The organism is Streptomyces sp. NEAU-YJ-81 (assembly GCF_017592595.1).
GTDB lineage: Bacteria > Actinomycetota > Actinomycetes > Streptomycetales > Streptomycetaceae > Streptomyces > Streptomyces hygroscopicus_B.
Window position 1 is genome coordinate 108220 of record NZ_JAGFNO010000026.1, and the last position, 23075, is coordinate 131294.

Here is a 23075-nt window from a genome sequence, read left to right on the forward strand (position 1 = left end):
TCGCACCAGGCGGCCCGCTCGCCTCAGGCGACCTCAGCCGACCTCACGTGACTTCGGATGACCGGGAAAACAGCTGGAGCCGCGCCCCGTTCGCGTGCTTCGATGCGCCCCATGGTGTCCACCGACCGGCTGCTCGCCTTCGCGGCCATGTCCTTTCTGCTGATCGTGATCCCCGGCCCCAGCGTGCTCTTCGTGGTCGGCCGGGCACTGGCCCAGGGCCGCCGCGCGGCGCTGACCACGGTCATCGGCAATACGCTCGGGGCGTATGTGCTGGTCGTGGCCGTGGCGCTGGGCGTCGGGTCCGTGGTGGAGCGCTCGGCCGTCGTCTTCACCACGCTGAAGCTGGTCGGCGCCGCGTATCTGGTCCACCTGGGCGTCAAGGCGGTGCGGCAGCGCCGCTCGCTGCACGCCGCCTTCACCGGCGACGGCCCCGCCCGCGGGGGCCTGCGCACCCTGTGGGAGGGGTTCGCGGTCGGGGTGGCCAACCCCAAGACGATCGTGTTCTTCGCCGCCGTACTGCCCCAGTTCGTCGACCGTGACCAGGGGCATGTCGCGCTGCAGATGCTGCTCCTCGGCCTGATCTTCAACGCCATCGCGGTGGTCTCCGACAGCGTCTGGGGCCTGGCCGCGGCCACCGCCCGCACCTGGTTCGCCCGCTCACCGCGACGCCTCGCCCTGGTCGGCGGCGTCGGCGGACTCTCCATGATCGGCCTCGGCGTCACGGTTGCCGCGACCGGCCGTACGGACTAGCCACGCCCTCTGACGCCGCACCGCCCTCCGCGCGCCACGCGTGCGCGCGGAGTTGGGGAGAGGCGGCGCGCGCCGTGCGTGGGGTGGGGGGTGCGCTGGGGGGAGGGGTGGGCGCTGCGCCGTATGGGGTAATTCGGGGGTGTATCTATAGCGTTGGCGGTGTGTCGCGCGCCTACTGGTGCTACAGACCGGTGGGTACCACATCTGCCGGGGGACGGCGACGCGGGGATGTCCCCGCGTGGATCGCCGCATGTGCGCACCCCCTGGTCTCCGATGCGCCGCCATGCGCGCTCACAATCCCGCGTGGCGAGTAACGGCCCACCATTCCACGCCATTTGGAGGGCCCGTCATGGCTTCACCCACTGTCACCCTGGTCACGGCGTCACCGAATCCCGCGGTGTCCGGGCAGTCGGTCACGCTCACCGCCACCGTCATACCGCTCGGCGCCGGAACCCCCACGGGCACCGTCACCTTCGTGGTCAGTGGTGGCCCGACCCTGAACGGGACGCTGTCGGGCGGGACGGCTTCGGTCACCGTCCCCAACCTGAGCGTCGGTACCCACATCGTCACCGCGACCTACAACGGCGACGCCAACTTCACCTCGTCCACCGGCACCACGGCCGTCGCCGTCATCCAGGCGTCGACGACGACATCGGTGTCCTCGGTGCCGGATCCCTCGACACTTGGGGGCCTCGGTGACGTTCACCGCCACGGTCACTCCGGTCGCGCCCGGTGCGGGCGTCCCGACCGGCACGGTCACCTTCATCATCGGCGGCTCCGGTGGCGGTACGTTCGTCCAGCCGCTGGTGGGCGGCACGGCGACGTTGTCCCTCAGCACCCTGGGTGTCGGCACCAATGCCGTGGTCGTCCTCTACGGCGGCGACACCAACTTCCTGCCGTCCACCGGCACCGACACCCACACCGTGAACCCCGGCCCCGCGGCGACGACCACCACGCTGACGTCCTCGGCCAACCCGTCCGTCTTCGGGCAGCCGGTCACGTACACCGCCACGGTCACGCCGAACCCGCCCGCGACCGGCACCCCGACCGGTTCGGTCACCTTCGTGATCAGCGGTACGGGCGGGGGCACGTTCACCCAGCCGCTGACGGGCGGCACGGCGACGTTCATCACCAGCGGCCCGGGCACGGGGTCGCACACCGTGACCGCCACCTACAACGGTGACACCAACTTCGCCACGTCGACGTCGGCGCCGCTCACGCAGGTGGTGAACCCCGCGAACTCCAGGACCACGATCAGCTCCAACCCCAACCCGTCCGAGGCGGGCACGCCCGTCGACTTCGTCGCCTTCGTGGAGGCCATCCCGCCCGGCGACGGCACCCCGACGGGCACGGTCACCTTCACCCTCACCAACGGTGTGGACACCCTCACCGCCAGCCCCACCGTGGACACCAATGGATTCGCCTTCCTTTGAAGTGGCGCTGTCGGCAGGCAACTGGGACGTCGACGCCTTCTACGCGGGGGACGCCAATTTCGGCGCCTCCGGCGTCTCCGAGTTCACCCAGGTCGTCACCGAGCCGGAGAGCGGCACGGTGACCACCACTACGAGCTGATCCCACAGCACTGGGCCCCGCCACCGCCGAAAGGGGCAGTGGCGGGGCCCAGCCACGCACGCCGGACGTCGACCCGCACCGAAAGCCGGATCTATGCATATATGCCTCCTATACGGGTAATCGCGAGATGTGTCCATCAAGACGCCGCGATGGGGCACGCTGCTGCTGGCCGTCCTCGTCGCTCTGACGGCGGTGCTGCTCACCGCCGGGGGCGCGCGTGCCGAAACGGATGTGAACAAGATCGGCAAGGCGCTGCGGAACAGCCCCGTATACGTCGACCCCGGCGCCTCCGACGCACTGAGCACCGGACAGGCACGCCGCCTGGTGGCACATATCCGCGACGCGGGCGTGCCCGTCTACGTCGCCGTCCTGCCGGACAATCCCGCGTACGGAGGCGAGCGTGTCTTCGGGCGGCTGCGGGCCGCCGTCGACCGTCCCGGCATCTACGCGGTGGCGCTCGGCTCCTCCTTCGGGGCGGCCTCCGACACCTCGGTGCTGCCGGGACGCACCTCGCAGGCGCTGGCGGAGCAGAACCTGCGGCAGCACCCGCGCGACCTGGCGGCGGTCCTGGACGGCTTCGTGACCGACGCGGCCAAGGCGACCCACGACCGGGGCGGCCAGGGGACCGGCGGCGACCAGGGCGCGCGGGACTCCACCGGTCTGTCGGTGGGGGACACCGTGGTGGTGCTGATCATTCTGGCCGCCGTCGGCGGAGGCGGTCTCTACCTGCTGCGGCGCACCCGCAAGCAGCGCCGCGAGCGCGAGCGGGCCGAGCTGGAGCAGGTGCGCGGCGCGGTCGAGGAGGACATCACCGCGTACGGCGAGAAGCTCAGCCGGACCGGCTTCGACCCGGCCGACCCGGCGTCCACCCCCGAGATGGCGGACGACTACGGCCGCGCCCTGGACGCCTACGAGGAGGCGAAGGCCAAGTCGGCCGCCGCCCGGCGCCCGGAGGACGTACGGCCGGTGACCGAGGCGCTGGAGGAGGGCCGCTTCGCACTGGCGGTGCTCGATGCCCGCCGCGAGGGCGGGCCACTGCCCGAGCGCCGCCCGCCGTGCTTCTTCGACCCGCGGCACGGCCCTTCGGTCCGGGACGTCCAGTGGGCGCCCTCGGGCGGCACCCAGCGCTCCGTCCCCGCCTGCGCCGCGGACGCCACCCGCATCGACGACGGCCTCGATCCGGACGCCCGCACCGTCCCGGTCGGCGGCGACCGGCGACGCCCCTACTGGGAGGCCGGTCCGGCCTACGGGCCCTGGGCCAGCGGGTACTTCGGCGGATACGGCTCGATGCTGCTGCCCGGGCTGCTGATCGGCACGCTGCTGGGCGGGTCCCTCGGCCCCGGCTACGACACCGGCGACTTCGGCGGTGGCTTCGGCGACTCCGGGGGCGGCGGTGACGGCGGTGGCTACGGCGACGGTGGGGGCTTCGGGGGAGGCTTCGGCGACGGCGGTGGCTTCGGGGGAGGCTTCGGCGACAGCGGCTAGGACCGACCGGGGCACATCCGTCACCGCGCAGCGAAGCATGCGAACGTGCGCGGTGCGTACGCGGTGGCCTGGGATGGAGGATGCGCGCCGCACAGGGTGCGGGAGGTGCGCTGGGGGAGCCGTCGAGCGCTGCGCTATATGAGGTAATTCGGCGTCATATCTATGGCGTTGGCGGCGAGCCACGCGCCTACTGGTGCTACAGACCGGTGGGTTCCACATCTGCCGGGGGACGGCGACGCGGGGATGTCCCCGCGTCGATCGCCGTAAGTGCGCACCCCCTAGCCTCCGATACGCCGCCGCGCCCTGTCACAGGCATGCGTGGCGAGTAACGGCCCACCACCCCACACCATTTGGAGGGCCAGTCATGCCTTCACCCACTGTCACCCTGGTCACGGTGTCGCCGAACCCCGCGGCGTTCGGACAGTCCGTCACCCTCACCGCCACCGTGATCCCGCTCGGTGTCGGAACACCCACCGGCACCGTCACCTTCGTCGTCACCGGCGGCCCCACCCTCATGGGGACCTTGTCGGGCGGGACGACCTCGGTCACCGTCCCGGCGGGGCTGAGTGTCGGCGCTCACCCCGTCGTCGCCACCTACAACGGCGACACCAACTTCACCTCCTCCACCGGCACCAATGTCATCCTCGTCACGCAGGCGTCGACGACGACGTCGGTGACGTCGGCGCCGGATCCGTCGTCGCTGGGGCAGTCGGTGACGTTCACCGCCACGGTCACCCCGGTCGCGCCCGGTGCGGGCGTCCCGACCGGCACGGTCACCTTCATCATCGGCGGCTCCGGTGGCGGTACGTTCGTCCAGCCGCTGGTGGGCGGCACGGCGACGCTGTCCCTCAACACCCTGGGCGTCGGCACCCACCCCGTGGTCGTCCTCTACACCGGCGACGGCAACTTCCTGCCGTCCACCGGCACCGACACCCACACCGTGAATCCGGCCCCGGCCGCGACGACGACCACGGTGACGTCCTCGGTGAACCCGTCCGTGTTCGGGCAGCCCGTGACGTTCACCGTCACGGTGACGCCGAACCCGCCCGCGACCGGGACCCCGACCGGTACGGTCACCATCATGGTCAGCGGCACCGGGGGCGGTACGGTCATCAAGGCGCTGATGGGCGGCACGGCGTCGGAAACCTTCAGTAACCTGGGCACGGGTCCGCACACCGTGACGGCCACCTACAGCGGTGACGCCAACTTCGCCGCATCGTCCGGGACACTGCCCACGCAGACGGTGAACAAGGCGTCGACGACCACCTCGGTCAGCTCCAGCCCCAACCCCTCCACGGCAGGGCAGGACGTCACCTACGTCGCCTTCGTGCAGCCCGTGCCCCCCGGGGCGGGCGTCCGTACCGGAACGGTCACCTTCACCATCACCGATGGGACGAACACCGTCACCGGCACCGGCAGCGTGGACGCCTCCGGGTTCGCCTTCTTCACCGACACCTCGGCCAGCTTGCCCGCGGGCGGCTACACCATCACCGCGGTCTACTCCGGCGACACCAACTTCAACGGGTCGACCGGAACCAACAACCAGACCATCACCTGACCGAACAGCACTGAGCCCCGCCGCCGCCCGAGGGGCGGTGGCGGGGCTCAGCCACGCTCAGACGTCGGCTCACACGTCGAAGTAGAGCTCGAACTCGTGCGGGTGCGGGCGCAGCTGCAGCGGCGCGATCTCGTTGGTGCGCTTGTAGTCGATCCAGGTCTCGATCAGGTCGGAGGTGAAGACCCCGCCCTGGAGGAGGAACTCGTGGTCGGCCTCGAGGGAGTCGAGGACGGCCGGGAGGGAGGTCGGGACCTGCGGGACGCCCGCGTGCTCCTCGGGGGCGAGCTCGTAGAGGTCCTTGTCGATCGGCTCGGCCGGCTCGATCTTGTTCTTGATGCCGTCCAGGCCCGCGAGGAGCAGGGCGGAGAAGGCCAGGTACGGGTTGCCGGAGGAGTCCGGGGCGCGGAACTCGACGCGCTTGGCCTTCGGGTTGGAGCCGGTGATCGGGATACGCATCGCGGCGGAGCGGTTACGCTGCGAGTACACCAGGTTGACCGGCGCCTCGAAGCCCGGGACCAGGCGGTGGTAGGAGTTCACCGTCGGGTTGGTGAAGGCCAGCAGCGACGGGGCGTGCCGGAGGATGCCGCCGATGTAGTAGCGGGCGGTGTCCGACAGGCCCGCGTAGCCCTGCTCGTCGTAGAAGAGCGGGGAGCCGCCCTGCCACAGCGACTGGTGGACGTGCATGCCCGAGCCGTTGTCACCGAAGATCGGCTTCGGCATGAAGGTCGCGGTCTTGCCGTTCTTCCACGCCACGTTCTTGACGATGTACTTGAACAGCATCAGATCGTCGGCCGCGGCCAGCAGCGTGTTGAACTTGTAGTTGATCTCGGCCTGGCCGGCGGTGCCCACCTCGTGGTGCTGGCGCTCGACCTGGAGACCGGCCTTGTTCAGCTCGAGGCTGATCTCGGCGCGCAGGTCGGCGAAGTGGTCGACCGGCGGGGTCGGGAAGTAGCCGCCCTTGTAGCGGACCTTGTAGCCACGGTTGTCCTGAAGCGCGCCGGTGTTCCAGGCGCCCGCCTCGGAGTCGATGTGGTAGAAGGACTCGTTCGCCTTGGTGTCGAAGCGCACGCTGTCGAAGACGTAGAACTCCGCCTCCGGGCCGAAGTACGCGGTGTCCGCGATACCGGTGGAGGCGAGGTACGCCTCGGCCTTCTTGGCGATGTTCCGCGGGTCACGGCTGTACTGCTCACCCGTGATCGGGTCGTGGATGAAGAAGTTGATGTTGAGGGTCTTGTCCCGGCGGAACGGGTCGACCCGGGCCGTGGAGAGGTCCGCGCGCAGGGCCATGTCCGACTCGTGGATGGCCTGGAAGCCGCGGATCGACGAGCCGTCGAAGGCCAGCTCCTCGTTCGGGTCGAACGCCTCCGCCGGTACGGTGAAGTGCTGCATGACGCCGGGAAGGTCGCAGAAGCGGACGTCGACGAACTTGACGTCCTCGTCCGAGATGTACTTCCGAGCGTCGTCGGCGTTCTGGAACATCCAACTCCTCCTAGCCCGGCCGCGGTGGGACGGGGATTTGTCCGGTCGCGCGGTCCATGTGCGGTGGCGCGCTGTCGCCGACCATAGGCAGACGGGATTTCCCGGGCATGACCCATTTGTTTCACCCAGGTTAACCGGCCCGAGGGGGGTTACGGGGACCTCGTGGCCTCGGAAAAGGCGCCGAATGCCCTGCCCGGAAGCAGCGGGCGGGGGCCAGGCCCGGGGAACGTATGCGGTCGCAGTAACGTAGACGGGTGGACAAGAGGCAAGCAATCGGATCGTGGCTTTCCGGGCCCCGCGCGGCCGCCGAGGACATGGGCGTCGACTTCGGCTACCGGGGCCAGGGGCTCGGGCTCCCCGAGAGCGGACCGGGCGCCATAGCGCCGCTGGGACGCCGTTTCGGGGCGCTCTTCATCGACTGGGCCCTGTGCCTGCTCGTCTCCTACGCCTTGCTGTCCGGCCGCGACGCCCAGGCCGCCGGGAACTGGGCGCTGCTGGTCTTCCTGGTGCTGAGCCTGGTCACCGTGGGCACCGTCGGTGCCACCCCCGGCAAGCTGCTGCTGAAGCTGCGGGTCATCGGCGAGGGCGGGGTGCGGCTGAGCCTGCCGAAGGCCGTGCTGCGCAGTGTGCTGGTGCTGCTGGTCATCCCGGCGGTGGTCTGGGACCGCGACACCCGCGGGCTGCACGACCGGCTCTCCCGGGCCGTGCAGATCAGGGTCTGAGTCCCGGGATCACACCTGTACGGCGCGGGATCACACCCGTACGGATTGCGTACAACGGCGTTACGTACGAAACGGCGGTCCGGACTCCATGTCCGGGCCGCCGTCTCGTATCCGTTTCGGTGCGGGGAGCGCTCAGCGCCCCTTCGGCATCCGCATCCCCTTGGGCATCGGACCCTTCGGAATCGGCATGTTGCTCATCAGATCGCCCAGTGCGCGCAGCCGATCGTTGACCACCGTGACCTGTGCGCCCGGCAGCACCCGCGGAAGCTTCAGCAGCGTGGTGCGGAGTTTCTTGATCTCGACCTGGCCCTCGCCGGAGCCCACGATCACATCGTGGACCGGGACCTCCGCGACGATGCGCGCCATCTTCTTCTTCTCGGCGGCCAGCATGCCCTTGAGCCGGTTCGGGTTGCCCTCGGCGACCAGCACGACGCCCGCCTTGCCCACCGCGCGGTGGATGACGTCCTGGTTCCGGTTCATGGCCACCGCGGGGGTCACCGACCAGCCGCGGCCCACGTTCTCCAGCACCGCCGCCGCCGCGCCCGGCTGGCCCTCCATCTGTCCGAAGGCGGCCCGCTCGGCACGGCGGCCGAAAATGATCGCCATCGCGAGGAATGCCAGGACGAAGCCCAGGATGCCAGCGAAGATCGGGTGACCGATCAGGAAGCCGATCGCGAGAAGGACACCGAAGGTGACAATCCCCACGCCGGCGACGACAAGAGTGACCTTCGGGTCGACCCGCTTGGTCATCTTGTAGGTCAGGGCGATCTGCTTCAGCCGCCCGGGGTTCTCGGATGTTTCCTTCCTCGCCATACAGCGAAGTTTACGTGGCCTGGGAGGTACTGGTGGACACGGCCTCCAGCACGTGTTCGGCCTCGTCCCGGTCCTTGGCCCGACGGCGGTCCTCGAGCACGGCCGTCCAGGCGTTGCGGCGGGCGGTTCGCTGCCCGCCCCGCAGCAGCAGACCCTCCAGGACGAGGAGCGCGTCGGTGACGGACGGGCGTACGGGCGCAGCCGGCATGGATACCCCTCGAAAGCGGCGGATGATCGCTACGCACAACGTATAAGCAGTGCGTGGCTCAATCGTTACCCATTGGTGTTACCAGTGCGTGACTGGCCGGTCAAACACCGATGAAGCCCTGCTGCGGCCCGTATCCCGCCCTTGACCTGCGGCGTTTGCGGAGCCCTCGGATATGTGTGTGCTCGCAATCACACAGCGTGTTGCTCACATGGCCGATCGGAGCACGGTACGTGACGGAGTGTGAACTCAGACCGCCGGGGAGGCCGCGCCGACATTGCGCCGCTCGATGGCCTGCTGGTACAGACGGCCGGCCCGGTACGAGGAGCGGACCAGCGGGCCGGACATGACGCCCGCATAGCCGATCTCCTCGGCCTCCTCCTCGAGCTCCACGAACTCCTGGGGCTTGACCCAGCGCTCCACCGGATGGTGCCGGGCGGACGGCCGCAGGTACTGGGTGATGGTGATCAGCTCACAGCCCGCGTCATGGAGGTCCTGCAGCGCCTGGCTGATCTCCTCGCGCTCCTCGCCCATGCCCAGGATCAGGTTGGACTTGGTGACCAGACCCGCCTCGCGCGCCTTGGTGATCACCTCGAGCGAGCGCTCGTAGCGGAAGCCGGGACGGATGCGCTTGAAGATCCGCGGCACCGTCTCGACGTTGTGCGCGAGCACCTCGGGGCGGGACGAGAAGACCTCGGCGAGCTGCTCGGGGACCGCGTTGAAGTCCGGGATCAGCAGCTCCACACCGGTGTCCGGCATCAGGGAGTGGATCTGGCGGACGGTCTCCGCGTAGAGCCACGCGCCGCCGTCCTCCAGGTCGTCACGGGCCACACCGGTGATGGTCGCGTACTTCAGCTCCATCGTGCGTACGGATTCGGCCACCCGACGCGGCTCGTCGCGGTCCAGCTCCTGCGGCTTGCCGGTGTCGATCTGGCAGAAGTCGCAGCGCCGGGTGCACTGGTCGCCGCCGATGAGGAACGTCGCCTCGCGGTCCTCCCAGCACTCATAGATGTTCGGACAGCCCGCCTCCTGGCACACGGTGTGCAGGCCCTCGCGCTTCACCAGGCCGTGCAGTTCGGTGTACTCGGGGCCCATTTTCGCCCGGGTCTTGATCCACTCGGGCTTGCGCTCGATGGGGGTCTGGCTGTTCCGGACCTCCAGGCGCAGCATCTTGCGTCCGTCGGGTGCGACTGCGGACACGTCCGGCACTCCTCTTTGCTTGGCTCTGCTTGGCGGCTCGGCGTGGCGAGTTTGCCGGCGGGCTTTCGAATCGTCGGCGGTCACCAGAGTACGCCCGTGGTTCGTACGCATTTACGTCCAGGGCAACCGATAGCGGCGAGGGCGCATTCCCGGAAGGGCCGGACCCGGAAGGGCCGCCTCCCCGGAGCGCCGGACCCGGGAGGGCTGGGCTGATAGGGCCGATCGGTGGGCCCGATCGGTGGGCCCGATCGGTGGGCCCGACCGGCGGGCCCGGCCGGCGGGTCCGGCCCGGGAGGGTCAGACCGCCCGGGGCAGCGGGACGGCGGACTCCAGAACCTCCCGCAGATGCCGCTCGACGACCGGCAGCACCTCGGAGATCGGCACATCCCGGCCCAGCTCCTCCGAGAGCGAGGTCACACCCGCGTCCCGGATACCGCACGGCACGATCCGGTCGAACCAGGTGTTGTCCGGATTGCAGTTGAGCGAGAAGCCGTGCATCGTCACGCCCTTGGCGATCCGCACCCCGATGGCGGCCAGCTTGCGGTCCTCACGGCGCTGCCCGGCGTTGGACGGGGCGTACTCCGGCCCGTTCAGCCGTGCGTCGAACTCCTCGTCCTCCAGCCGCGGGTCGAAGTCCAGCTTCAGCCCGCCGAGCGCGGGACGCTGGTCCACCGGATCGCCCAGCACCCACACCCCGCTGCGGCCCTCCACCCGGGTCGTCTCCACGCCGAACTCCGCGCAGGTGCGCAGCAGCGCCTCCTCCAGGCGGCGGACATGCGCGATGACGTCCACCGGGCGCGGCAGCTTGAGGATTGGATAGCCCACCAGCTGACCGGGGCCATGCCAGGTGATCTTGCCGCCGCGGTCCACGTCCACCACTGGGGTGCCGTCCAGGGGGCGCTCGCTGTCGGCCGTGCGCCGCCCCGCCGTGTAGACCGGGGGGTGCTCCAGCAGCAGACAGGTGTCGGGGATCTCGTCCGCGAAGCGGGCGGCGTGCACCCGGCGCTGCTCCTGCCACGCCTCCTCGTAGTCCACGGCGTCCGCGCCGAAGCCCAGGTGGACGTAGCGCAGCGCCGGTGAACCGGGGACCGACCCCGGCGAAGCAGTGGTCACGGCGGTCACGGCAAGCTCCTTCTCGGCCCACGTGCGATTGGGGGCGGAGCCTCGCGGCGGCGCCCCCGCCACTGTACGGCCGTGTCCCCTTACGTCCTCACCCGGCCCGTTCTCACACGATCGGATGAATGCCGCCCGACGGCCGCGATCAGCCCTCGAGCGGCAGTTACATTCGCGCCGTTCCACAGAGCGATCAGGGAGACCGGCAAGCTGATGACGGAACGACCCCCACAGCGCATTCCCAATCGTCAGCTCGCCGCGCTCATCGCCGAGGCTGGCTTCTCCAACGCTGGGCTCGCCCGGCGGGTGGACCAGCTCGGGTTGGAGCACGGCCTGGACTTGCGGTACGACAAGACATCGGTGACGCGGTGGCTGCGCGGACAGCAGCCACGCGGCACCACCCCGGCGCTGATCGCCGAGGTGTTCACCCGGCGGTTGGGGCGTCGGCTGACCGCCCAGGACCTGGGGCTGGACGCCTGTGCGCCCGTCTACGCGGGGCTGGAGTTCGCCGCCACCCCGCAGGAGGCGGTGGACATCGTCAGCGGGCTGTGGCGGAAGGACTCCGGAAGCCATGCGGAGCTGCGGAAGATCGCCTTCACCCCGGCGGGTCTGGTCGTCCCCAGCCGCGACTGGCTGATCGGGCGGCCCGACGACCGGGTGGCGCGCGGTGAGCCACCGGCGGGCGGCGTCCCGGCGGGGACGGGGCCCGGGGGCGGGGCCGGGGCCGCGGCCGGGCGGCTGCCCGCGCAGGGCGGCCGGGCGGGTGGCCCGGCGGGGGTGGCCGGGGTGGCCGGGGTGGCCGGGGTGGCACCGGGGCGTGCGGCCATCCAGGGCGCGCACGGTGCTCAGGGCGCTCACGGCGCCCAGGGCCGGGCGCCGCTGCCCCGTCAGCGCCGGCACGACCGCGACCGGCGCGCACCGGGCTACCGGGTGACCTCCGGCGACATCGCGGCCCTGCGCTCAGTCGGGGAGCTGTTCGCGGCGCTGGACCAGACGTACGGCGGCGGACACGCCCGCCAGGCCCTGGTGCGCTACCTCGAGCACGAGGGCGAGCCGATGCTGCGCGGCTCGTACAACGAGGCGACCGGGCGGCGGCTGTTCGGCGCGGTCGCCGATCTGACCCGGCTGGCCGGATGGACCTCGTTCGACATCGCCGCCCACGGTCTGGCACAGCGCTACTTCGTCCAGGCGCTACGGCTGGCACAGGCGGCCGGGGACCGCACATACGGCAGCTATGTGCTGGTGACGATGAGCCGCCAGGCCGTCTATCTCGGCCATGGGCGGGAGGCCGTGCAACTGGCCCGGGTGGCCCAGCAGGGGGTCGGCGGCGGCGCCCCGCCGGTGCTGCAGTCGCTGCTGCACGCGATCGAGGCGCGCGGCCATGGCGTCCTGGGCGAGGTGCGCGCGTGCACCGCCTCGCTCGCCCGCGCCGAGCGGGCGCTGGAGACGGCCCGGCCGGGGGACGAGGTGCCGTACTGGGCGCGGCTCTTCGACGAGGCACAGCTGGCCGACGAGTTCGGCCACTGCCACCGCGATCTGCAGCAGTACCGGGCCGCCGCCCAGCACGCGGAGCGCTCCCTGCAACTGCACGGCGCCGGGTTCGCGCGCAGCCGGCTGTTCTGCCGGGTGGTCCTGGCGAGCGCGCGGCTGGGCCTCGGCGAGCTGGAACAGGCGTGCCAGCTGGCGGCGGAGGCGGCGCAGCAGGCTTCGGAGATGCGGTCGGTGCGGGCGGTGGAGTACGTACGGGACTTCGAGCGCCGCCTGGAGCCCTACCGGGACGCGGCCCCGGCCCGCGGCTACCGGGAGCGGGTGGCGGCGCTGGGGTAGGGGCGGGGGTGTGTGGGGTGTGGGGCGCGGGGGCGGTGCTTGCCCAGGTGGCGAGGGGCGTGGGATCGGCAGGGCGGGGCGGTCGCTGATCACGTGGCGGGGGCGCGGGGCGGACGGTCGCTGATCAGGCGGCGGGACGCGCGTCCAGGCGTCCAGGACGGGTGCCAGGGCCGGGTGTGGTCGGGCGTCTAGGGCGGGTGTGTCCAGGGTCGGGTGTGGTCGGGCGTCCAGGGCGGGTGTGTGCCCGGGCCGGACGAGGTGGGGCGTCTAGGGCGGGTGTGCCCCAGGGCTGGATGTGGTCGGGCGTCCAGGGCGGGTGTGTGCCCGGGCCGGACGAGGTGGGGCGTCCAGGGCGGGTGTGTCCCAGGGGCGGGTGTGGTCAGGCGTCGTCCAGGGCGGGTGTGTTCCCGGGCCGGGCGTGGTCAGGCGTCTACGACGGGTGTGTCCAGGGCCGGGTGGTGCCCAGGGCACCGGGTGGGTCAGGCGTCCACGACGACGCCGAAGGTGCGCTCCAGGCCGGTGCGGCCCGCGTCGGTCAGGTGGATCACGCGGCGGCGGCTGCCACGGCGGATCCAGTCCAGCGCGAACAGCCGGTCCGTCAGGGCGGCCCCCAGCGCCCCGGCCAGATGGTGGCGCTGCTCGGTCCAGTCCACGCAGTAGCGGATCAGCGGGCGGCGCGCGGGGAGCCCGTCCGCGTCCACGCCGAACGCCGCCAGCTCCGCGCGCCCCGGGTCCGTCAGCCGGTACGTGGTGTCGTTGCCCGGGGCGGACAGCCGGTCGCTCTCCGCCGCCTCGGGGTGGAAGCGTCCGTCGCCGCCTTCCAGGACCCCGCGTTCCAGCAGCGCCGCCAACAGGGCCACTCCGAGGGCGCCCGCGACATGGTCGTAGCAGGTACGCGCCCGGCGCAGGGCGTGTGCGTGGGTGCTCTGGCGCAGCGAGGTGACCGGCAGCGGCGGGGCGATCCGGGCCAGCGCCTCGAGGGCCTCGCCGACGGCGGGGCCGGTCAGCCGGTAGTAGCGGTGCCGCCCGTGCGGCTCGACCCGTACCACCCCGGCCTCCAGCAACTTGGCCAGATGCCCGCTCACCGTGGAGGCGCTGACCCCGGCCTCGGTGGCCAGCACGCTCGCGGGCAGGGCGCGGCCCTCCAACAGCGCCTGCAGCACGCGGGCGCGAGACGGATCGGCGATCGCGGCGGCCGCGCGGGCGATGTCGGCGTCACGGGCGTCCGTGGTGGTGGCCATGCGCCCAGCGTAGGTCGGGGTCGCTTCGGCAGCGGACGAAGTGTGCGCGGGCGCCCGTGCCAACCTTCGGCGGTACGGCCCGCAGCGCGCGAGTTGCGGTGTGCGCCCCGGGCGGGGCTGGGGACCGGGGCCGCGTGATGTGGCCCCCGCTCCGCCCGTCCTGGGCGCGCCACGCCTCAGCCTGCGTGCGTTGGCCTGTGCGCCTTGCCGCTGCGCGCTTGGGCTGGATGCCTGGCCCTATGAATCCGCGCCTGCGGCCGTGCTCTGGCGTGCCGGTGTTTCGGACTCGGCAGGCCGGGGCGCGGGGCCAGAGGCCGGGGGCCGCGCGATGTGGTCCGTGGCCTCCGCCCGCGCCCGGCGTGCCTTGCCCTGTTCCCTGTGCGCCCTACGCGCGCCGCGCCTCCGGTTCGGGTGCCTTGTGCTGCGCGTTTGGGGCGGGATGCCCCGCTGTATGAGGCTCCGGCCGCAGGCCGTGTGCTCTGGTGATGCAGGCGCTTCGGGTTGGGGCCGGGGGCCGTGCGATGTGGCCTGTGGCCCCTGTTCTCTGCGCGTCTACGCGCGCCGCGCCTCGGCCCGGGTGCCTTGCGCTGCGCGTTTCGGGCTGGACGCCGCGCCGTACGTGCCTCCGGCCGCAGGCCGTGTGCTGCGGCGGGCGCACGCGCTTTGGGCCGGGCCGGGGGCGGGCGATGCGGTCCGTGGCCCCCGTTCCGCGCGCGCCTCGGCGCGCCACGCTTCGGTCTGTGGCGAAGGGATCCGGGGTGAGGGTGGAGGCATGAGGACGTACCGCTCCACGCATCGGATCTCGGAATCCTCGGCCGCGCCCGTGGCGGTCGCCGTGCGGAGGGTGCCGTTGCTCGCCATCTGCCTCGGGTACTTCCTGGTCATCCTCGACGTCACCGTCGTCAATGTGGCCGTACCCCGCATCGGCGCCGGGCTGGCGGCGGGGCAGGGGGCGCTGCAGGGGGCACCTCCCGGCCGAAGGCTGGGGGAGGATGGTGGATGGGTACACGCTGGTCTTCGCCGGGCTGCTGCTGTTCTGTGGCGGGCTGGGGGACCGGCTGGGCCATCGGCGGGTGTTCCTCGCCGGGCTCGGGCTGTTCACGGTGGCCTCCGCCGGGTGCGCGCTCGCGCCGACCGCCGCCGTTCTGGTCGGCGCGCGGCTGGCGCAGGGGGCCGGGGCGGCGACCATGGTGCCCGCCTCGCTCGCGCTGCTGGGGTCGCTGCACCCCGAACCGGCCGCGCGCGCCAGGGCGTTCGGGGTGTGGGGCGGTATCGCGGGGGTCGCCGCCGCGGCCGGTCCGGTGCTCGGCGGGGTGCTGGTGTGGGGCGTGGGCTGGCGGACCGTGTTCCTCGTCAACGTCCCCCTGGGCGTGCTCGCCGTCTGGCTCACCATCCGTCATGTGCCCGGCACGCGCCCCCGCCCGCGTGGGGAGCGTCCGCCACTGGACCTCGCCGCCCAGCTCACCGGCGTCGTCGCGGTGGCCGCCCTCACTGCCGGGCTGAACGAGGCGGGAGGGCGGCTGGACCGATCCGCTGGTGCTCGGTGCCCTGGCCGCCGCGCCCCTCGCGGGAGTGCTGTTCCTATGGCTGGAGCGGCGCGCGGCGGCGCCCGCGCTGCCGCCGCGGCTGCTGAGCGGTTTCCGGTTCCCTGCGGCCCTGGTCGTGGGGGTGCTGCTCAACCTCGGCTTCTACGGGCTGCTCTTCCTCACCACCCTCTACTTCCAGCGCCACCGGGGCTGGGACCCGCTCTCCACCGGTCTGGCGCTGCTGCCGATGGGCGCGCTGGTGGCGGTCGCCTCGCCGCTGTCCGGGCGGGTCGCGGCGCGCGTCGGCACCCATGTCCCGGCCGTGGCCGGGCTGTTGACCGGGGCCGTGGGGCTGCTCGGCTGGGCGGCCGTGGGGCCGCATACGCCGTATGCGCTGCTGGTCGTGCCGCTGTTGCTGGCCGGGTTCGGCACCTCGTTCACCATGCCGTCGGCGACGATCGCGGCGATGGAGGCCGCGCCGCACGAGGTGCGCGGCGCGGCGTCGGGCGCGTTCAACGCGGCGCGGCAGCTGGGCAGCGCCATCGGCGTGGCGCTGTTCGGAACCCTCGCCGCGGCGTCCGCGAGCTCCGCCTTCTACGCCGGGATGCGGCTGTCCGCCGTGATCGCGGCCGGATGCTTCCTGGGAGGCGCGGTGCTTACGGCGGTCTCGGGGCCCGCCGCCCGCGCGGCGCCCAACCCCTCGGCCACCGAGGCGTCTTGACGCGTACGCCAGGGACGCGGCCGTCGAGGCGGGGGCCGTCGAAGCGCGGGCCGTCGAGCGGCACGCGCTCGTCAGCGCCGCGCCGCGGGTGAGACGGCCCCGGCCTCAGGTCGTGCGGCAGTCGCGGTGGCGGGTGCCGGTTGTCCCGGGCCGCGAGCCGAACCGGGGCCTGAGCCCAGCGGCCTGCCGTGCACCCCAGGGGGTGACGCCGGTCAGGCCGCCGTGGCGCGGATGCTGGTCTCTACCCTGCCGCGCCCTGCCGCGCCCTGCCGCGCCCTGCCGCACCCGGCCGCGAGCCGTAACGGGAGCCTGAGCCTCAGCGGCTGGGCACCGCAGGGTCTCTCGCGGGTCAGGCAGCTCTGGCGGCGGGTGCCCGTTGTCCCGGGCTGCCAGCCGTGACCGGAGCCTGAGCCTCAGCCGCCGTGCACCGCAGGATGTCGCGCGTCAGGTCGCCGCAGCCGCGGGTGCCCGTTGCCCCGGGCCGCGGGCCGCGTAACCGGAGCCTGAGCCTCAGCAGCGCGCCCTGCCCCGACACGCATGCCGCCGCTCAGGCCGCCGCCGCGGGGAAGGACCCCGTGCCGGTGTTGCGGGCGTTCGTGTCGGATCCGGCGTCCGGTGGGGCGCCGAAGTCGCTGAGGACCGCTCGGGCCGCCCGGCGGCCGGAGGCCAGGGCGCCCTGGACCGTGCTGGAGTCCCGGTGGTCGCCGCAGACATACAGCCCCGACAGCAGTCGCACCGGGCGGCGTGGGTCGTGTGGGGCGGGCATGGCCGGGACCGCGTACGGGTCGTGGTGTGTGGCCAGCAGCTCCCAGCCCGCGGTCGACGTGCCGTACACCGCCGCCAGTTGGGCCCTGACGGCCCGGTCGAGTTCGGCGGCGGGCAGCGCGGCGGAGGTGCCCAGCACCGTGGAGGTGATCAGCACCCGGCCGGGCGGGGTGCGGGAGGGGTCGACCTCGCTGGCCACCATGGTGTGGGCGACCGGGCCCCGGCCGCCCGCGGCGAGTATCAGCGCGGGCTCGCGCAGCGGCGGCCGGTCGGCGGTGTGGTGCGTCACGGTCACCGGGTGGAAGGCCGGTACCCGCAGTCCGGGCAGGAGTCCGGCCGCGTCGTGCGCACCGGTGGCCACCAGCACCGCACGGCAGCCGATCTCGCCGTGTTCGGCGGTGGCGACGGCGGTGGTGGAGGCCGATACGGCCCGGACGCCCGTACGGACCGTCCCCGGCGGCAGCGCGGCCGCGAGCAGCTCGGGGACGGTGGACGCGCCGCCCGCCGGAAGGCAGAGGCGGCCGCGTGCGTAGCCGCGCAGCGCGAGGTCGGCGCAGCGGCTGGAGGTGGTGAGGTCCGGGTCGCTCAGCAGCGAGACGAGCAGCGGACGCAGCACCCCCTCGACCGTACGAGCAGGTAGGCCCCGCCCCCCCAGGGTCTCGGAGACCGGCCGGTCGGGGCGGGCGAGAAGGCGGTCCGCGGGCAGGGCGGCGAGCCTGCCGAGCGCGGCACCGAGTCGGGCCTGGTCGAGCCCGCTGCCGAGCGGCGCGCGGGCGGCGTTCGCGAGGGCGCGTGCCGTGGTGAATGCGCCCCTCATGCTCCGGGGGGTGTCCACCCGGTGCGTACGTCCCTCGTTGTGGACCAGCACCCCCTGGGCGAAGGGGCGCAGGGCGAGGGCGCCGAGCCCCGGAGTGCGCCGCAACTCCGGGAAGGAGGTGTTCATCAAGTGACCGGTACGGTCCAGCCGGAAGCCGTCGACGGTGTCGGTCGTCATCCGTCCGCCCACGTGGGGCGCGGCCTCGAGCACCGTGACCGCCACTCCCGCGTCGGTCAGCCGATGAGCCGCGGCAAGCCCCGCGAGCCCGGCGCCGACGATGACGACGTCCGTGCGGTGCGCGCGCTTGAGCACGTGTCCTCCCCGAGGTCGGTGCGTCCGTCACGGGGGCTGCTGCCCCGGCCGGCGGCCCGGATACGTGGGTCCCGCGTGACGGCTCGCGAGACGGTCTTGACAGTACGGACAAAAACGGTCGATGCCAGACGCGCATCGACCGGGCACGGGCGCACACCGGTCGCACACGTCATCGAGCGATGCGCGACCGGGGGAGTGCGAAGGGCGCCAACGGGGCGCCAACCCTTCTACGGCAGGGCCGCCTTGATGGCCTCGTCCACATGCGGGTGGGTGAAGGTGAAGCCGGAGTCCAGGAGGCGGCGGGGGATGGCCCGGACGCTGCCGAGGACGTCGCCTGACATCTCGCCCAGGGCGATCCGGAGCGCGGGGGCGGGGACCGTGAAGAGCGTGGGGCGGCGCAGCACGCGGCCCATGGCCGCCGTGATCTCGCGGTTGGTGACCGGCGCCGGGGCGGTGAGGTTGACCGGGCCGGTGAGCTCGGGCGTGTCGAGGATATGGCGCAGCGCGGCGATATGGTCCCGCAGCGCGATAAAGCTCCAGTACTGCCGGCCGCTGCCCATCCGCCCGCCGAGGCCCAGCTTGAACAACGGGAAGAGACGCCCCCACGCCCCGCCCTCGGAGGAGATCACCAGCCCGGTCCGGGTGAAGACCGTACGGACGCCCGCCTCCTGCGCCGCGGCCGTCGCCTCCTCCCAGTCCTGGCAGAGATCCGGAAGAAAACCGTGGCCGGGGGGCGCACTCTCATCGACCGCGCGCTCCCCGGTGTCACCGTAGAACCCGACCGCGCTTCCGCTCACCAGCACCCGTGGCGGGGTGTCCAGCGAGGCGATCGCCTCGGCGAGGGCGGCGGTGCCCAGCACCCGGCTGTCCCGGATCTCCTTCTTGTACGCGTCGGTCCAGCGCCGGTCGCCGACGCCCGCGCCCGCGAGATGGACCACGGCCTCACAGCCCATCAGCCCCTTCGTGTCCACCCACTCCCGCCGCGGGTCCCACTCCACCTCGTCCTGCGCACGCGGCGGACGCCGCACCAGGCGCACCACCTGGTGGCCGTCCTCGCGCAGCGAGCGGACGAGTGCCGTGCCGATGAGCCCTGAGGAGCCGGTGACCGCGATACGCATGGCCCCCATCCTGCCCTCGATCACGGGAGGGATGTCGGACAACAGGCGGGCGTGGCACAGTGACTCGCATGTCCCAGCCCTCCGGCCCGCCTCAGCCGTCTGGCCCGCCTCAGCCTTCCGGCCTGCCTCAGTCTTCCGGCCGACCCCGGGCTTCCGGCCTGCCTCAGCCCTCCGGCCGGCCCCAGGCGTCCCGGCGGCAGCCCGAGCTGATCATCCGCCCCGCCGTGATCGACGACGAGACGGCGCTGGCCGAGCTGGACCGCCGCACCTGGTCGGTGCTGCATTCCGTACAGCCGAAGCCGCAGCCGCCGTACGACCCCTTCTTCACCCAGCGCAACCGCGTCGAGCACATCCTCGTGGCCGAGCTCGGCGGATGCCCCGTCGGCTATATACGGCTCGTGCCGTCGACCCCGCTGGCCTGCAACACGCATGTCCGCCAGATCCAGGGGCTCGCGGTGGACGAGCGGACGCGGGGGAAGGGCGTGGCGCGGGCGCTGCTCGGCGCCGCGTACGAGGAGGCACGGCGGCAGGGCGCGATCCGCATCACGCTGCGGGTGCTGGGCCACAACACCCCGGCACGGCGGCTGTACGCGTCGGAGGGGTTCGCGGTGGAAGGCGTGCTGCCGGGGGAGTTCCTGCTGGCGGGGGAGTACGTGGACGATGTGCTGATGGGGCGCTCGCTGGACCGCTGAGGCGCTGGTGGGGCGTTGCCGAGGCGCTGCTGAGCGCCAGAGGGTCAGCCCCTGAAGCGTCAGCCCTTGAAGCGCTCCCACAGCCGGGGATACCGCTCCGCCAGCACCGCCTCACTCTCGAAGTCGAGGGGCTCCCCGATCGGTTCCCGGGGCGCGGGGGCGAGTCCCAGCTCCGGCAGGGGCGCCCCGGTCAGCCGCTCGTACGCCTCGTCCGCCGCGTACCCCAGGTCCTCGCAGTCGCCGTCCACCTGCTCATCGAAGTCCTCGAGCAGGTCGGCGAGCGCGTCCGGATCGTGCAGCGCGCCCTCGAAGATCTCCCGGCCCTGGCCGATCAGCCAGAAGCGGAACGCCTCGAAGGCATCGTCGCTGACCCCGCCGAGCAGCACCCAGGCGGCGCCCCACACGTCCCAGCGGTACGCCCGGTTGGAACGGGCTTCGAAGTGCCGGGCGAAGTCCAGCACCGCGTCGGGGTCGAGTTGTGACAGCTGATCGACGAGCAGGTCGGACTGGTCCTCGGGGTCGCCGTCCGCGACCTCCCGGGCGCTGTCGACCAGCCCCCAGAACTCCGTTTCGTCCATCATCACGGGACCTCGTCCATCATCACGGGACCAGGATCGGCCCTCCCGCGCACCCCCGCACGCGGAACGCGCCGGATGCGACCGCTTCGTAATACCAGACAGCAGGTGTCGGATTTCCCTGCGAAGGTCGACCTGGGTCGTCCCGGATCGACCCGGGTCGACCCAGGTCACCCACATGGCATCCCCACCGAGAGGACGTATGGACGTGAGCACACAGGGCGCACTGGCGGGCAGGGTCGCGCTCGTCGCGGGGGCGACGCGCGGCGCGGGCCGGGCGATGGCCGTCGAGCTGGGGGCGGCCGGGGCCACCGTCTACGCGACGGGGCGCACCACACGGGAGCGCGTCAGCGAGGTGGGGCGGGCCACGGAGACCATCGAGGACACGGCGGAGCTGATCACGGCCGCGGGCGGCACGGGCATCGCGGTGCCGACCGACCATCTGGAGCCCGAGCAGGTCCGGGTGCTGGTGGAGCGGATCGACCGGGAGCAGGGCCGGCTGGACGTCCTGGTCAACGACGTATGGGGCGGCGAGGCGCTGATCGAGTTCGGCAAGAAGACCTGGGAGACGGATCTGGCGGGCGGGCTGCGGATGCTCCGGCTCGGCGTCGAGACCCACCTCATCACCAGCTACTACGCGCTGCCGCTGCTGATCCGGCGCCCGGGCGGGCTGGTGGTCGAGGTGACCGACGGCAACGAGGAGTTCAACAAGACCTACCGCGAGAACCTCTTCTTCGACCTCACCAAGAACGCCCCGATCCGGACGGCCTTCGGGCTCGCGGAGGAGCTGAAGGAGTTCGACGGCACGGCGGTGAGCATCTCGCCGGGCTTTCTGCGCTCCGAGCAGATGCTGGACCACTTCGGGGTGACGGAGGAGAACTGGCGCGACGCGGTGGAGAAGGAGCCGCACTTCGCCATCGCCGAGTCGCCGTACTTCGTCGGACGGGCGGTCGCCGCGCTCGCCGCCGACCCGGACCGGGCGCGCTGGAACGGGCAGTCCGTCTTCAGCGGCGATCTGGCCAAGGTCTACGGCTTCACCGACCGGGACGGCTCCCGGCCGGATGTCCTCGGCTACTTCCAGGACGTCGTCTTCGGCGGCAAGGCGGGCACGGCCGCGGACTACCGGTAGGGCGAGGCGCGGAGCCTTGCCGGGGCTGCGTTCGGCGGCGTCCGTGGCGATGGCTCGGCGCCGTACCGGGGCCGCGCTTGGCCGTCTTAGCGGGGTCGCGCTTGGCGGTGTCCGGGGCGACGGCTTGGCGCTCTACGGGCGGGTGCGCCGTGGCCACCGGTAGAGCGCCGCGGTCACCGGCGTGCTCCGTAGCCGCCGGGCCCGCGGTCCCGAGGGGAACGCCGTGGTCGCCCGCAGCGCACTGTGGTCACTCGTAGCGCTCCGCCGTGCGGCGCGCCGCCTCGGCGAAGAGCGCTCGCAGCTCCGGCGGCCCCAGCACCTCCGCCTCCGGGCCGAGCGCGAGCAGCTGGGCGAGGGCGACCTCGTACGACTCGATGGGCAGGGTGACGGTGAGCCGCCCCTGCTCGTCGGGCTCCCCGGCCTCGCGTACGGCCTCCTCGGCCGCCGTCCGGTCCGTGACATGCGGCAGCCCCCGGGCACCGGCCGGGGTCAGCCGTACGACGGCCTTCTCCCGCAGGATCGAGCGGGCGAACTGATCGGCCCGCTCCTCCCAGAAGCCGGGCAGATCGAAGTCCTCGTCCCGGGTGAAGTGGGTGCCGTCCGGTTCGACGGCCGTGAAGCGATCCACCCGGTACACCCGGAAGCCGCCCTCCGCGCGGGCCGCGAGATACCAGACGCCCGCCTTGAGTACGAGCCCGTACGGTTCGAGCTCCCGCCGGACCTCCGCGTCCCGGCGCCGGTAGCCGACGGTGATCCGCAGATCGTCCCAGACCGCGTCGGCGATCCTCGGCAGCAGCTCCGGCGCCTCCGGCTCCCGCCACCAGCCCGGGGCATCGAGATGGAACCGCTGGGCCACCGTGTGCGAGGCGTCCCGCAGCTCCGGGAGCAGCGCGGCGGACACCTTCAGCCGGGCGGCGGAGGCGGCGTCCGCGAGCCCCATCTCGCGCAGCGCGGAGGGGACGCCGGACAGGAACAGCGCCTCGGCCTCGGTCCGCCCGAGGCCGGTCAGCCGGGTGCGGTAGCCGCCGATGAGCCGGTAGCCCCCGGCCCGGCCCCGGTCCGCGTAGACCGGGATCCCCGCCTCGGAGAGCGCGGCGGCGTCCCGGGTCACGGTGCGCTCCGAGACCTCCAGCTCCCGCGCCAGCTCGGCCCCTGTGATCGAGGGCCTAGCCTGGAGCAGAAGCACCATCTTGATGAGCCGGGCAGCACGCACCGCCCCATGATGCCGTGCCTTCCGGGCGGGCGGCGGATCATGCCGGGATCGCGGCCGAAGCGCGCCCGGCCGCTCCGGGGACGGGGCTCGGGTCTTGCGCGCGGCCCGTCGGCCGGATGCCGCCCGGGAGTGGCGGCTCGGAGGCGGGGCGGGCTATGGGGTGTCCGGCGGTTTCCCCTACCCGCCCCTTCCCGAAACCGGGGGCCGCGCCCCCGGCCCCCGCCGGGGCTCCGCCCCTGGAC

At 72.7% G+C, this 23075-nt stretch carries 20 protein-coding genes and 2 pseudogenes; 12 read left to right on the plus strand and 10 right to left on the minus strand.

The window, feature by feature from the left end:
• Nucleotides 1-111 precede the first annotated feature (111 nt).
• From J5X86_RS37945 to J5X86_RS37960, 6 genes and pseudogenes are all read left to right on the plus strand, one after another.
• Nucleotides 112-750 (plus strand): LysE family translocator, encoded by a 639-nt coding sequence (locus tag J5X86_RS37945; RefSeq protein ID WP_078647363.1) that lies wholly within the window; start codon nucleotides 112-114, stop codon nucleotides 748-750.
• A gap of 349 nt (nucleotides 751-1099) precedes the next feature.
• Nucleotides 1100-1321, plus strand: a pseudogene (locus J5X86_RS51260) (Ig-like domain-containing protein); the annotation flags it as partial.
• Nucleotides 1322-1445: 124 nt separating this feature from the next.
• Nucleotides 1446-2183, plus strand: a complete 738-nt coding sequence (locus J5X86_RS51265; RefSeq protein ID WP_308124839.1) for an Ig-like domain-containing protein — start codon at nucleotides 1446-1448, stop codon at nucleotides 2181-2183.
• On the plus strand, nucleotides 2164-2322 hold the full coding sequence (locus J5X86_RS51270; protein WP_243982486.1) for a hypothetical protein: 159 nt from the start codon (nucleotides 2164-2166) through the stop codon (nucleotides 2320-2322). The genes J5X86_RS51265 and J5X86_RS51270 overlap by 20 nt, the downstream gene beginning before the upstream one ends.
• 129 nt (nucleotides 2323-2451) lie before the next feature.
• Nucleotides 2452-3807: a hypothetical protein gene (locus J5X86_RS37955; protein ID WP_208521240.1), complete on the plus strand. Its 1356-nt coding sequence runs from the start codon at nucleotides 2452-2454 to the stop codon at nucleotides 3805-3807.
• A gap of 364 nt (nucleotides 3808-4171) precedes the next feature.
• On the plus strand, nucleotides 4172-5365 hold the full coding sequence (locus tag J5X86_RS37960) for an Ig-like domain-containing protein (RefSeq protein ID WP_208521205.1): 1194 nt from the start codon (nucleotides 4172-4174) through the stop codon (nucleotides 5363-5365).
• A 69-nt stretch (nucleotides 5366-5434) separates the two neighbouring features.
• Here the strand turns inward: J5X86_RS37960 and glnA are convergent, their stop codons facing one another.
• Entirely contained in the window at nucleotides 5435-6844 is a 1410-nt protein-coding gene (gene glnA / locus J5X86_RS37965; protein WP_208521206.1) for a type I glutamate--ammonia ligase, read from the minus strand.
• Nucleotides 6845-7098: 254 nt separating this feature from the next.
• On the opposite strand from glnA, the gene J5X86_RS37970 reads away from it, so the two are divergent.
• Entirely contained in the window at nucleotides 7099-7566 is a 468-nt protein-coding gene (locus tag J5X86_RS37970; RefSeq protein ID WP_208521207.1) for an RDD family protein, read from the plus strand.
• A gap of 132 nt (nucleotides 7567-7698) precedes the next feature.
• Here J5X86_RS37970 and J5X86_RS37975 read toward each other — a convergent pair whose 3' ends face one another.
• From J5X86_RS37975 to lipB, 4 genes are all read right to left on the minus strand, one after another.
• Nucleotides 7699-8379, minus strand: coding sequence for a DUF4191 domain-containing protein (locus J5X86_RS37975; protein ID WP_078641007.1), 681 nt, complete (start codon nucleotides 8377-8379; stop codon nucleotides 7699-7701).
• Nucleotides 8380-8389: 10 nt separating this feature from the next.
• The gene (locus J5X86_RS37980) at nucleotides 8390-8587 is read right to left on the minus strand and encodes a hypothetical protein (RefSeq protein ID WP_014060111.1); all 198 of its coding nucleotides are present in this window, start codon (nucleotides 8585-8587) and stop codon (nucleotides 8390-8392) included.
• Nucleotides 8588-8833: 246 nt separating this feature from the next.
• On the minus strand, nucleotides 8834-9784 hold the full coding sequence (gene lipA, locus J5X86_RS37985; protein WP_208521208.1) for a lipoyl synthase: 951 nt from the start codon (nucleotides 9782-9784) through the stop codon (nucleotides 8834-8836).
• Between the two features lie 297 nt (nucleotides 9785-10081).
• Nucleotides 10082-10906 carry a lipoyl(octanoyl) transferase LipB gene (lipB, locus tag J5X86_RS37990; protein WP_208521209.1) on the minus strand — a complete coding sequence of 275 codons (825 nt, stop codon included), beginning with the start codon at nucleotides 10904-10906 and terminating at the stop codon, nucleotides 10082-10084.
• Nucleotides 10907-11110: 204 nt separating this feature from the next.
• Between lipB and J5X86_RS37995 the strand changes: the two genes are divergently transcribed.
• Entirely contained in the window at nucleotides 11111-12724 is a 1614-nt protein-coding gene (locus J5X86_RS37995) for a regulator (RefSeq protein ID WP_208521210.1), read from the plus strand.
• Nucleotides 12725-13203: 479 nt separating this feature from the next.
• Here J5X86_RS37995 and J5X86_RS38000 read toward each other — a convergent pair whose 3' ends face one another.
• Nucleotides 13204-13965, minus strand: coding sequence for a helix-turn-helix transcriptional regulator (locus tag J5X86_RS38000; protein ID WP_208521211.1), 762 nt, complete (start codon nucleotides 13963-13965; stop codon nucleotides 13204-13206).
• Between the two features lie 992 nt (nucleotides 13966-14957).
• On the opposite strand from J5X86_RS38000, the pseudogene J5X86_RS51275 reads away from it, so the two are divergent.
• Both J5X86_RS51275 and J5X86_RS51280 read left to right on the plus strand, forming a co-directional pair.
• Nucleotides 14958-15242, plus strand: a pseudogene (locus J5X86_RS51275) (MFS transporter); the annotation flags it as partial.
• 259 nt (nucleotides 15243-15501) lie between these two features.
• Nucleotides 15502-16212 carry an MFS transporter gene (locus J5X86_RS51280; protein WP_308124840.1) on the plus strand — a complete coding sequence of 237 codons (711 nt, stop codon included), beginning with the start codon at nucleotides 15502-15504 and terminating at the stop codon, nucleotides 16210-16212.
• Nucleotides 16213-16759: 547 nt separating this feature from the next.
• Here the strand turns inward: J5X86_RS51280 and J5X86_RS38010 are convergent.
• Nucleotides 16760-18106, minus strand: coding sequence for an NAD(P)/FAD-dependent oxidoreductase (locus J5X86_RS38010; RefSeq protein ID WP_208521212.1), 1347 nt, complete (start codon nucleotides 18104-18106; stop codon nucleotides 16760-16762).
• A 227-nt stretch (nucleotides 18107-18333) separates the two neighbouring features.
• The gene (locus J5X86_RS38015) at nucleotides 18334-19233 is read right to left on the minus strand and encodes a TIGR01777 family oxidoreductase (protein WP_208521236.1); all 900 of its coding nucleotides are present in this window, start codon (nucleotides 19231-19233) and stop codon (nucleotides 18334-18336) included.
• A 215-nt stretch (nucleotides 19234-19448) separates the two neighbouring features.
• Between J5X86_RS38015 and J5X86_RS38020 the strand changes: the two genes are divergently transcribed.
• The gene (locus tag J5X86_RS38020; RefSeq protein WP_308124841.1) at nucleotides 19449-19916 is read left to right on the plus strand and encodes a GNAT family N-acetyltransferase; all 468 of its coding nucleotides are present in this window, start codon (nucleotides 19449-19451) and stop codon (nucleotides 19914-19916) included.
• A 59-nt stretch (nucleotides 19917-19975) separates the two neighbouring features.
• Here J5X86_RS38020 and J5X86_RS38025 read toward each other — a convergent pair whose 3' ends face one another.
• Complete coding sequence (locus tag J5X86_RS38025; protein WP_208521238.1) at nucleotides 19976-20494, minus strand: DUF4240 domain-containing protein; 519 nt, start codon at nucleotides 20492-20494, stop codon at nucleotides 19976-19978.
• 199 nt (nucleotides 20495-20693) lie between these two features.
• On the opposite strand from J5X86_RS38025, the gene J5X86_RS38030 reads away from it, so the two are divergent.
• The gene (locus J5X86_RS38030; RefSeq protein ID WP_208521213.1) at nucleotides 20694-21620 is read left to right on the plus strand and encodes an SDR family oxidoreductase; all 927 of its coding nucleotides are present in this window, start codon (nucleotides 20694-20696) and stop codon (nucleotides 21618-21620) included.
• Between the two features lie 247 nt (nucleotides 21621-21867).
• On the opposite strand, the gene J5X86_RS38035 is transcribed toward J5X86_RS38030, so the two are convergent.
• Nucleotides 21868-22833, minus strand: coding sequence for a YafY family protein (locus J5X86_RS38035; protein ID WP_208521214.1), 966 nt, complete (start codon nucleotides 22831-22833; stop codon nucleotides 21868-21870).
• Nucleotides 22834-23075: the final 242 nt, after the last annotated feature.

Excerpts from the sequence above, each read along its gene's own strand:
- J5X86_RS37945 (WP_078647363.1), top strand. The coding sequence starts at position 112 with ATGGTGTCCACCGACCGGCTGCTCGCCTTCGCGGCCATGTCCTTTCTG.
- J5X86_RS51270 (WP_243982486.1), top strand. The coding sequence starts at position 2,164 with ATGGATTCGCCTTCCTTTGAAGTGGCGCTGTCGGCAGGCAACTGGGAC.
- J5X86_RS37960 (WP_208521205.1), top strand. The coding sequence starts at position 4,172 with ATGCCTTCACCCACTGTCACCCTGGTCACGGTGTCGCCGAACCCCGCG.
- glnA (WP_208521206.1), bottom strand. The coding sequence starts at position 6,844 with ATGTTCCAGAACGCCGACGACGCTCGGAAGTACATCTCGGACGAGGAC.
- J5X86_RS37975 (WP_078641007.1), bottom strand. The coding sequence starts at position 8,379 with ATGGCGAGGAAGGAAACATCCGAGAACCCCGGGCGGCTGAAGCAGATC.
- J5X86_RS37980 (WP_014060111.1), bottom strand. The coding sequence starts at position 8,587 with ATGCCGGCTGCGCCCGTACGCCCGTCCGTCACCGACGCGCTCCTCGTC.
- J5X86_RS37995 (WP_208521210.1), top strand. The coding sequence starts at position 11,111 with ATGACGGAACGACCCCCACAGCGCATTCCCAATCGTCAGCTCGCCGCG.
- J5X86_RS38000 (WP_208521211.1), bottom strand. The coding sequence starts at position 13,965 with ATGGCCACCACCACGGACGCCCGTGACGCCGACATCGCCCGCGCGGCC.
- J5X86_RS38015 (WP_208521236.1), bottom strand. The coding sequence starts at position 19,233 with ATGGGGGCCATGCGTATCGCGGTCACCGGCTCCTCAGGGCTCATCGGC.
- J5X86_RS38025 (WP_208521238.1), bottom strand. The coding sequence starts at position 20,494 with ATGGACGAAACGGAGTTCTGGGGGCTGGTCGACAGCGCCCGGGAGGTC.
- J5X86_RS38030 (WP_208521213.1), top strand. The coding sequence starts at position 20,694 with ATGGACGTGAGCACACAGGGCGCACTGGCGGGCAGGGTCGCGCTCGTC.